This is a genomic window from Massilia sp. DJPM01 (assembly GCF_030348125.1).
In the GTDB taxonomy this organism is placed as follows: Bacteria; Pseudomonadota; Gammaproteobacteria; order Burkholderiales; family Burkholderiaceae_D; genus Telluria_A; species Telluria_A frigida.
On record NZ_JAQOZV010000149.1, the window covers coordinates 1 to 2,068 of the forward strand.

Below are 2,068 nucleotides of genomic sequence, written 5' to 3' on the forward strand. Positions count from 1 at the left end.
CGAATACCTACGACGGCGCCGGTAATCTGACGACCGATGGCACGCTCGTCGTCACTTATAGCGGACGGGCTCGGCCATACCGTCTCCAGAATGGTGCTGTCACGGCCCACCAGCTGTTCAACGGCTTGGATCAGCGTGTATTCCAGACTAACGGTGGTGGTATATTCCTCTATGACGAACAAGGACAGTTGGTAGGTGAGTACAGCTATCTCAACGGCAAGGTGACACGCGAGACGGTGTACCTGGGCAACCTGCCGGTGGCGGTGCTGACGCAGACAGTGACGGGAACAGCACCCACCCAAAGCACGGCGGTTAACGTGTTCCATATCCATCCGGATCATTTGGGAACGCCGCGGATGATTACGCGCCCGCTCGACAACAAGATTGTCTGGCGCTGGGAGAATGGTGACCCGTTCGGGCTGACTCCACCGAACGAAAATCCAAGCGGCGTGGGTGCGTTTACGTTCAATATGCGAATGCCAGGGCAGTACTACGATCGCAACACGAACCTGTTTTACAACTACCATAGGGATTACGATCCGCAAATGGGGCGGTATGTGCAGAGCGATCCGATCGGGCTCGAAGGCGGGATCAATACATATGGCTATGTCTTGGGTAACCCTCTTCTTTATGCAGATCCACGAGGTTTAGACAATCCGAGCATGGGCCCATATGGTCCCGGTGACCGGCCTTATGCGTCGAACGCGGCACTCGCAAAAGCTGCAAAGTCGCATATCGGTGAGTGGGGTTGGGGAAAGCCGGGGTGGAAAGGTGGCCCGGGTTGGTTCACTGAGTTCAAGTGTAATTTGTTTAACAACAAATCTGCTAAGGAGTCAGGTACCCCACCGCCAATGGTTAATGGAAGGCCAGCAACCGCAGGTGAAATGGGCGACGTGAATCAAAACATCCCTGGCTGGCCTGTGGTCACCGATGGGAGTATTAACGATGGCGATATTGTCGGAATACCTCACTCTGGACAAGGATATACCGGGCACACCGGTGTGGTTGTGCGGTATAAAGGCCGTCCGTACACGGTATCCGCAAATAGCAGTACTGGGACTGTAACTTGGAACGATTGGGGTTTTAGACCCGGTCAAAACCCAACCATTCGTCGCTGCGATTGCTCCAAAAACGCAGGTGGTTATTAGATTGCCAAACTTAAATAATCCTCCTCCAACATATGCATTAGGACAGTATTCGAAAGAATCAATGAAAAGAAGAATCCTTATTATTGCCATTGCTATTGCCATTGTGGGAAGTATCTTTCTTGCCTTAAAAATTGTTGGCGTGGACATAAAAACTACCACAACCGCGTTCGTCCTTCCAGCGATGGTGCATGTGCCTGAGTCTCTCGGTAATGCGGATACAATGCAATTAGATATTACGCCGGCTCCTTGGCCGTCAGAAGCGGTTTGGATATACCGATTGGCGCAGCTTGGGGTGCCGGTGAAAATAACTTTGGAAGATGCTTCCCCGACATTGAGTTTTGTTATTACTAGGCCAGATAGCGAAGGGCATCTTCTTGCAACTTGTAGAAATCGTTCAGACCTCAATAGTCTGCGACGCGTAATGGCATCCTCGGCAAAAGGTTGAATTAGGGGCCGCAGAGTCAGGTTAGACAAACAAATACGAAAGGCTTGGGCCAGGTCTGACAAACGGACACGGACTGATACGTAGCTGGATCGACTGTTCCCAAGTTCTTCTTTATTAACAAAAAAAGCCGTACCCAACCCGCTGCTTGCAAGAGCGCGGGGCCAGGTACGGCTCTTAATTTTTAGCTGCTAAAGAAGAACGCTATCGTCCTGCTGCGCGCACCGGCCGCTTGACGCCGGCTGCCGGCGCCTTGGCCTCAACTGCCGCCGCCCGCGACGCATCCCAGCGTCTTGCCTCGTGCTTCAGAATCATCCCCTCCAGCAGCTCGCGCACGGTTTGCTTCTCATCCTCTGTGAACTGGCTCACCGCCTCGAACTGCAGCGCCAGATCCTCGCCGGGTCCGCGCTCGTTCTCCCCGAACACCAGGTCGTCGAGCCGCACATGCAGCACCTTGGCAAGCCGGATCAGCGCGTCC

Annotated in this window: 2 protein-coding genes and 1 pseudogene; 2 read left to right on the forward strand and 1 reads right to left on the reverse strand. The window is 53.5% G+C overall.

The genetic code is table 11. The annotated features are described in order from the left end of the window. Window positions 1-1,148: RHS repeat-associated core domain-containing protein (locus PO883_RS34225; RefSeq protein ID WP_289313767.1), on the forward strand; the 1,148-nt coding region annotated here is incomplete at its 5' end. A gap of 61 nt (window positions 1,149-1,209) precedes the next feature. Next, window positions 1,210-1,593 (forward strand): hypothetical protein, encoded by a 384-nt coding sequence (locus tag PO883_RS34230; protein ID WP_289313768.1) that lies wholly within the window; start codon window positions 1,210-1,212, stop codon window positions 1,591-1,593. A gap of 201 nt (window positions 1,594-1,794) precedes the next feature. Here the strand turns inward: PO883_RS34230 and PO883_RS34235 are convergent. Continuing rightward, window positions 1,795-2,068 (reverse strand): annotated as a pseudogene (locus PO883_RS34235) (hypothetical protein); the annotation flags it as partial.